The sequence below is a fragment of the Streptomyces colwelliae genome, from assembly GCF_048158785.1.
Classification (GTDB): domain Bacteria; phylum Actinomycetota; class Actinomycetes; order Streptomycetales; family Streptomycetaceae; genus Streptomyces.
On record NZ_JBLTJC010000488.1, the window covers coordinates 1 to 6,776 of the forward strand.

The 6,776-nt window shown below is 68.9% G+C and carries 6 protein-coding genes and 1 pseudogene; 5 read left to right on the plus strand and 2 right to left on the minus strand.

Annotated features, from left to right (window positions below):
• Positions 1-82: 82 nt before the first annotated feature.
• Together ACNFOC_RS48575 and hutH are read left to right on the plus strand one after the other, a co-directional pair.
• The gene (locus tag ACNFOC_RS48575; protein ID WP_416965404.1) at positions 83-1,228 is read left to right on the plus strand and encodes a GGDEF domain-containing protein; all 1,146 of its coding nucleotides are present in this window, start codon (positions 83-85) and stop codon (positions 1,226-1,228) included.
• Positions 1,229-1,303: 75 nt separating this feature from the next.
• The gene (hutH, locus tag ACNFOC_RS48580) at positions 1,304-2,842 is read left to right on the plus strand and encodes a histidine ammonia-lyase (RefSeq protein ID WP_416965408.1); all 1,539 of its coding nucleotides are present in this window, start codon (positions 1,304-1,306) and stop codon (positions 2,840-2,842) included.
• 74 nt (positions 2,843-2,916) lie between these two features.
• Here the strand turns inward: hutH and ACNFOC_RS48585 are convergent, their stop codons facing one another.
• Together ACNFOC_RS48585 and ACNFOC_RS48590 are read right to left on the minus strand one after the other, a co-directional pair.
• Entirely contained in the window at positions 2,917-3,726 is an 810-nt protein-coding gene (locus ACNFOC_RS48585) for a hypothetical protein (protein ID WP_416965405.1), read from the minus strand.
• 41 nt (positions 3,727-3,767) lie between these two features.
• Complete coding sequence (locus ACNFOC_RS48590) at positions 3,768-4,073, minus strand: hypothetical protein (RefSeq protein ID WP_406131881.1); 306 nt, start codon at positions 4,071-4,073, stop codon at positions 3,768-3,770.
• Positions 4,074-4,203: 130 nt separating this feature from the next.
• On the opposite strand from ACNFOC_RS48590, the gene ACNFOC_RS48595 reads away from it, so the two are divergent.
• From ACNFOC_RS48595 to ACNFOC_RS48605, 3 genes and pseudogenes are all read left to right on the plus strand, one after another.
• Positions 4,204-4,557 (plus strand): hypothetical protein, encoded by a 354-nt coding sequence (locus ACNFOC_RS48595; RefSeq protein WP_416965406.1) that lies wholly within the window; start codon positions 4,204-4,206, stop codon positions 4,555-4,557.
• Positions 4,558-4,840: 283 nt separating this feature from the next.
• Entirely contained in the window at positions 4,841-6,091 is a 1,251-nt protein-coding gene (locus ACNFOC_RS48600; RefSeq protein ID WP_416965407.1) for a L,D-transpeptidase, read from the plus strand.
• 558 nt (positions 6,092-6,649) lie between these two features.
• Positions 6,650-6,776: pseudogene (locus ACNFOC_RS48605) on the plus strand (ABC transporter ATP-binding protein); the annotation flags it as partial.

The following is a 6,776-nucleotide window of genomic DNA, read 5'->3' on the forward strand; positions in this document are numbered from 1 at the left end:
CCTGGCAGACAACCCCACGTTCACGACACCTGTTCGCCGCATCAATGTCCCGCTATGTCCTAAACCTCCCTAGCCTGGAGGGATGGGTGAGGAGAGGCGGCTGGCGGCCGTGGTGGAGCTGGCGCAGGGGATGGCGGCGGCGCACACCCCGCGGGAGTCCTGGCGGGCGGCGGCGGCCGGAGCGTGCCGGGCGCTGGACGGGAGTTTCGCGGCGCTGTCGGTGTGGGAGCGGGAGCTGGGGCGGCTGCGGGTCCTGGTGAACGTGGGCGAGCGCGCCGAGGGCGAGGAGGAGTTCCCGGACGGGGAGACCTATCCGGTGCACCAGTTCCCGGAGATCACCGAGTTCCTGCACGAGCGGTGGGCCGGCGGCGGCGAGCCCAACGCCTGGGTCGAGACCGCCGAGGGCCCGGCCGCGGGCAGCCCCGGCTACTGCCACCAGCGCGTGGCGGCGCTACGGCGTCGTAGGCGCGGATGCTGTGTGGTCGCCCCGATCGTGCTGCACGGGCGGGCGTGGGGCGAGCTGTATGTGGCGCGGCCGGTCGGTGCGGCCGTGTTCGACCGGGGCGACGCCGATTTCGCGACCGTTCTCGCCTCCGTGGTCGCGGCCGGGATCGCGCAGACCGAGCGGCTGGAGGAGGCGCGGCGGCTGGCGTTCACGGACGCGCTCACCGGGCTCGCCAACCGCCGTGCCGTCGACGTACGGCTCGACGAGGCGATCGAGCGGCACCGGCGCGACGGGGTCGTGGTCAGTTTGGTTGTGTGTGACCTCAATGGGCTCAAGCGCGTCAACGACACCCGCGGGCATGCCGTGGGGGACAGGCTCCTTGAGCGCTTCGGTTCGGTGCTGTCGCTGTGCGGGGCGATGCTGCCCGGTGCGCTCGCGGCGCGGCTCGGCGGGGACGAGTTCTGTCTGCTCGCGGTCGGGCCGCCCGCCGACGAGGTGGTCGACGCGGCGGTCGAACTGTGCCGCCGCGCCGCCGAGTTGGAGCTGGGTGAGGGTGTCGCGTGCGGGGTCGCGTCGACCGAGGATCCCATCGGGGCGGTGCGTTCCGGCCGCCGGCTGTTCCGGCTGGCGGACGCGGCCCAGTACCGTGCGAAGGCGCTCCGCGCGGACAAACCGGTGGTCGCCGGGCGCGACGGCCCGGACGACCCCGTCGTACAGCTCGCGGACTCCCCGACGCCGGAGATGCCGGCGGAGCGGCGCCGCTTCAGGGGCCGTCGGACGTGACCTACCTGTAAGGGTCTAAGTGGCCACCCGGTAGTGACACCGCCGCATTCAATGCGTACGCTCCTGAATATGGATATGCACACTGTGGTGGTGGGGACGTCCGGGGTCACCGCGTCCGACGTTCTTGCCGTGGCGCGTGGAGGCGCCCGGATCGAGCTTTCCGGCGAGGCCCTCGCGGCGCTCGCCGCGGCGCGGGAGATCGTGGACGCGCTGGCGGCCAAGCCGGAGCCCGTGTACGGGGTGAGCACCGGCTTCGGGGCGTTGGCGTCCCGGCACATCAGCCCGGAACTGCGGGCACAGTTGCAGCGCAACATCGTCCGTTCGCACGCCGCAGGCATGGGGCCGCGCGTCGAGCGGGAAGTCGTCCGCGCGCTCATGTTCCTGCGGCTGAAGACCGTCTGCTCCGGCCACACCGGTGTGCGGCCCGAGGTCGCGCAGACCATGGCCGACGTGCTGAACGCCGGGATCACGCCCGTCGTCCACGAGTACGGCTCCCTCGGCTGCTCCGGCGACCTCGCGCCGCTCTCCCACTGCGCGTTGACGCTCATGGGCGAGGGCGACGCCGAGGGCCCGGACGGGGTCGTACGGCCCGCCAGTGAGCTGCTCGCGGAGGCCGGTATCGCGCCCGTCGAGCTGCGCGAGAAGGAGGGCCTCGCCCTTCTCAACGGCACCGACGGCATGCTCGGCATGCTGGTCATGGCCCTCGCCGACCTCGACATGCTCTACAAGTCCGCCGACGTCACGGCCGCCCTCTCCCTGGAGGCGCTGCTCGGCACCGACAAGGTCCTCGCGCCCGAGCTGCACGCCATCCGCCCGCACCCCGGGCAGGGCGCGAGTGCCGCCAACATGCTTGCCGTGCTTGCCGGTTCGGAGCTGACCGGGCACCACCAGGACGGCGCGCCGCGCGTCCAGGACGCCTACTCGGTGCGGTGCGCCCCGCAGGTCGCCGGTGCCGGACGCGACACGATCGCGCACGCACGGCTCGTCGCCGAGCGGGAGTTGGCGTCCGCCGTCGACAACCCCGTTGTCCTGCCCGACGGTCGGGTGGAGTCCAACGGCAACTTCCATGGCGCGCCGGTGGCTTACGTCCTCGACTTCCTCGCCATCGCCATCGCGGACCTCGGCTCGATCGCCGAGCGCCGTACCGACCGGCTGCTCGACAAGAACCGTTCGCACGGGCTGCCGCCGTTCCTCGCGGACGACGCCGGTGTCGACTCCGGGCTGATGATCGCCCAGTACACGCAGGCCGCGCTGGTGAGTGAGATGAAGCGGCTGGCCGTACCGGCGTCCGCCGACTCGATCCCGTCCTCCGCGATGCAGGAGGACCACGTCTCCATGGGCTGGTCGGCCGCGCGCAAGCTGCGCACCGCCGTCGACAACCTCACCCGGATCATCGCCGTCGAGCTGTACGCGGCGACGCGCGCCGTCGAGCTGCGGGAGGGACTGGCCCCGGCGCCCGCGTCCCGGGCGGTCATCGACGCCGTACGGGCGGCGGGAGTTGAGGGCCCGGGTCCGGACCGGTTCCTGTCTCCCGACCTGGCGGCTGCGGACGCGTTCGTGCGCGGCGGGCATGTGGTGGAGGCCGTGGAGAAGGTCACCGGGCCGCTGCGGTAAGGGAGTTGGCCAACAACAGGCCGTCTTCGTAAGGCTGTCGGGGCCCGGCCGTGACAACGGCCGGGCCCCGTACGTCACTTCAGCTTGGCGGACTGCGCGGTGATCACCGCGGCCGGGACCGTGTACGCCTTGTTGGCGACGATCGCGCCGAGGTTCATCGTGTAGTACGTCGCGACGACGTTCCCGTGGCGGACGACCTCGGCGTGCACGGCGGAGGGCTTGCCGTCCGTCTCGTCCGGCTCGCCCGTCGCGGCGAACGCCACCGACTCGTCACCGGTCCCCGAGCCCTTCTCGGCGGTGATCTTGGTGAACTTCTGCTCCTCGCCGCCGGCCTTCCCCGTGAAGCCGCCGGAGCAGCCCGAGACCGCGTCGGACACGGCCTTGACGGCCTTCTCGGCGCCGTCGCCGTCGTACGACGAGAGCGCGACGATCGTGACGTCGACGCTCATGGAGTCGGTGAGGGCCTTCTCGATGTCGGCGTCACTCATGTCCTCCAGGTCGGTGGAGGCGGTGGCGGAGGGCTTCTTGTCCGCGGTGGCCATGCGGTTGGTCTCCGCAGGCGCGTCGGTCGGGGCGAGGCCGCTCATGACGTAGAGCAGGGGCTCGCACTTCGCGTCGGTCTTGATGCCGCTCCTGCCGCCGGGGATCGCCTCGCTGACCGCGGCGACCTTGTAGCCGTCGACGTCGCCCTGGGCGAGGATCAGCTTCTTCAACTCCGCGACGGTGAGCGCCTTTGCGGTGCTCTTGTCGGAACCCTTGGCGGCGTTCTCGGTGTTGCTCTTGGCGTCGTCCGAACCGCCGTCGGAGCAGCCGGTGATGAGGGCCAGCGACAGCGCGCCCACCGCGACGGTGACGCACAGCCGTATGCCCGATGATCTCTTCATGAGCGGACTATGAAGGTTGGGTCAAAGGAACGTCAAGCAGGTTAAAAGCCAAGCCGTTCCCGTCGTACCGAATACACCACGAAACCGGCGCCGAGGCCGAGGAACAGTGTGCCGCCGAAGATGTACGGCGTGGTGTTCGGGCTTCCGGTGTCGGCGAGTTGGGTGTGGTCCGAGGCGGGGGTGACATCGGTGGCGCCGTCGGTCGAGGTGACCCGTGCCTGCTGGGTGACCTGCGAGGCAGGCGTCGCCGAAGTCTCCACTCTGGCCTGGTCGGTCACCGTCGCGTTGGCGGAGGGGACGAACCAGAGGGCGCCCAGCAGGGTGCCCGCGGCGGTGGCGGTCAGCATCGTTCGGCGAGCGGTTGACACGGAATATCGATCCCCTTGTGGCGCTGGCGAATTGGCCGTGTGGAGCGATGCTAATGAACTGTGCGGGTCGCGGGAAAGTCACGGGAGCTGTGGGCCGTACGCTCCCGGCATGAGCACCCCAGAGACATCACGTTTTGTACGCCTTCGTGTCGAACTCGTTCTTGAAGTCGAGAACGAGGACGCCGTGACCAAGGCCGCGCTGGCCAAGATCGCCGACGATCCCGAGCTGCCCGGCGACGAACGCACGCACGCCGAGACCGCTGTGACGGAAGACACCGCCGAGGCGCTCGCCTATCTCGTGGACCCGTTCGACCTGGTCAGTGAGATGCCCGGGGTCGAGCTGGCCCAGGCCTCGTGGAGCAGTGAGGAGATCGACTACGACCCGGATTCGCCGGATTGGGACATCGACGAGGATGATGTCGACGGCGATGAGGAAGCAGACGGGGTGGCAGTGGTCGGCTGAGCCGTGCGCGGGACAATGTGACCCCGGGCGGCAACCGCTGCCCGGGGTTTCGTCGTCTCAACGGTTCCGCGGGCCACGGTGGGCGCGGTGGACGTGGTGTGCCCCACATGTGGGCGACAAGCGGAACGGTACGCACCAGTCGTAGCGTTGAATTCTTAAGAATTTGGTTAACCGGGACTACGTACGGGCCGGCGGAGTCAGGCCAGAGTCAACGGGGCCAGGCCGGGGTCAACGGGGTCACTCGGGATTTTCAGGTTTTTCGGCAACGATGGAGAAGCGTGTGATGACGGACAGTAAGCGGCGCAAGGGTCTTGTGGCCGCGTCCGCACTGCTCGGCGGTGTGCTCGTGCTCACGGCGTGTTCCGGCAGCGACGACAAGTCGTCCGGCAGCGACGCGAGCCAGAGTTCACAGTCCCAGGCCGACGAGGCGGCGGCGAAGAAGTCCTCCGAGGCGCAGATCAAGATCACGCCGGCGGACGGTTCGGACAACGCCTCCATCAACAACTCGGCCGCGGTGACTGTCAGCAAGGGCACGCTCACCGCCGTGACGATGACGACCGCGGACGGTACGGCCGTCGCGGGCACCATCTCCGCCGACAAGCTCAGCTGGAAGCCCAGCGCCCAGCTGGAGCGCTCGACCACGTACAAGGTCGCGGCCACGGCGAAGGACTCCGCCGGGCTCGCCGCCCACGAGAACGCCTCGTTCACCACGGTCTCCCCGGCCAACAGCTTCATAGGGAACTTCACGCCCGAGGACGGCTCCACGGTCGGCGTCGGCATGCCGGTGTCGATCAACTTCAACAAGGCGATCACGAACAAGGCCGCCGTCCAGAAGGGCATCACGGTCACCTCCACCAGCGGCCAGGAAGTCGTCTGCCACTGGTTCAACACCCAGCGCATGGACTGCCGCCCCGACGAGTACTGGAAGGAGAACTCCACCGTCACGCTGAAGCTCGCGCTCGACGGCGTGGAGGGCGCCTCCGGGGTCTACGGCGTGCAGCAGAAGACGGTCACCTTCCACATCGGCCGCAACCAGGTCTCGTACGTCGACGCGAAGACCAAGCAGATGAAGGTCGAGCAGGACGGCAAGGTCGTCAAGACCATCCCGATCTCGGCCGGTTCCCCCGAGAACACCACGTACAACGGCCAGATGGTCATGTCCGAGAAGTTCGTCCAGACCCGCATGAACGGTGCGACGGTCGGTTTCACGGATGACGACGGCAAGGGCGAGTACGACATCAAGGACGTGCCGCACGCCATCCGCCTCACCAGCTCCGGCACGTTCATCCACGGCAACTACTGGGGCTCGCCCTCGGTGTTCGGCAGTGTCAACACCAGCCACGGCTGCGTGGGCCTCCAGGACGTGAAGGGCGCGGGCGACAAGAACATGCCGGCGGCGTGGTTCTACAACAACTCGATCGTGGGCGACGTGGTCGTCATCTCCAACACCGGCGACAAGACGGTGTCTCCGGACAACGGGCTCAACGGTTGGAACATGGACTGGGCGCAGTGGAAGGCCGGGTCGGCGGTCTGACCTGACCCCACCTGACCTGTTGACTCCGGTCAACTCCGGTACGCGTGAAGGCGGTTGCCCCTGAGTGGGGGTGACCGCCTTTTCGTTGCCTGGCTCAAGTGGTCCACGGCATATGCGAGTTGCCGGTAATATCCGTCATATGACGCGCCCTCGGGTGCGCCTCCCTTGTTCCGGGTCCCGTCCCCTCGGGGCCCGGCCCGAAGTGAGGCGGCTCCGGGTACAAAAAAGGCCGCCTCCCTGAGAAAAGGGAGGCGCACCCATGGGACGTCATGCCAAGCCAAGGCTGACTCTTGTGTGTCGGCTCACCCGGCGGTTGCCGGAACCGTGGGCCAAGCACGTGAGGAGGTGGTGGCTCTGGTGGATCACCAGGTAGCCGGAGGCCCCCAGAAGGACTAGGGGCCTCCGAAGGCTCCTGAGTGAGCCTGAGCCCCTGTCACGGATACCCGCCGTGGCGGGGGCTCGTTCCTCTTCACCGACGACGATACCGGCTACGGCGTCCGCAGCAACCCCGACTCGTCAACAGGGGTCTTGAGTGCGGTGACGAACGGCGCCCAGGCGGGGCAGGAGATGGCGACGATGAGCGACGCCCAGCGCAGCGCGCTGCGCCGCTCGGAGTTCGGGTTCGTCTTCCAGTTCGGGCAGTTGGTGCCGGAGCTGACCTGCGTCGAGAACGTCGCCCTGCCGC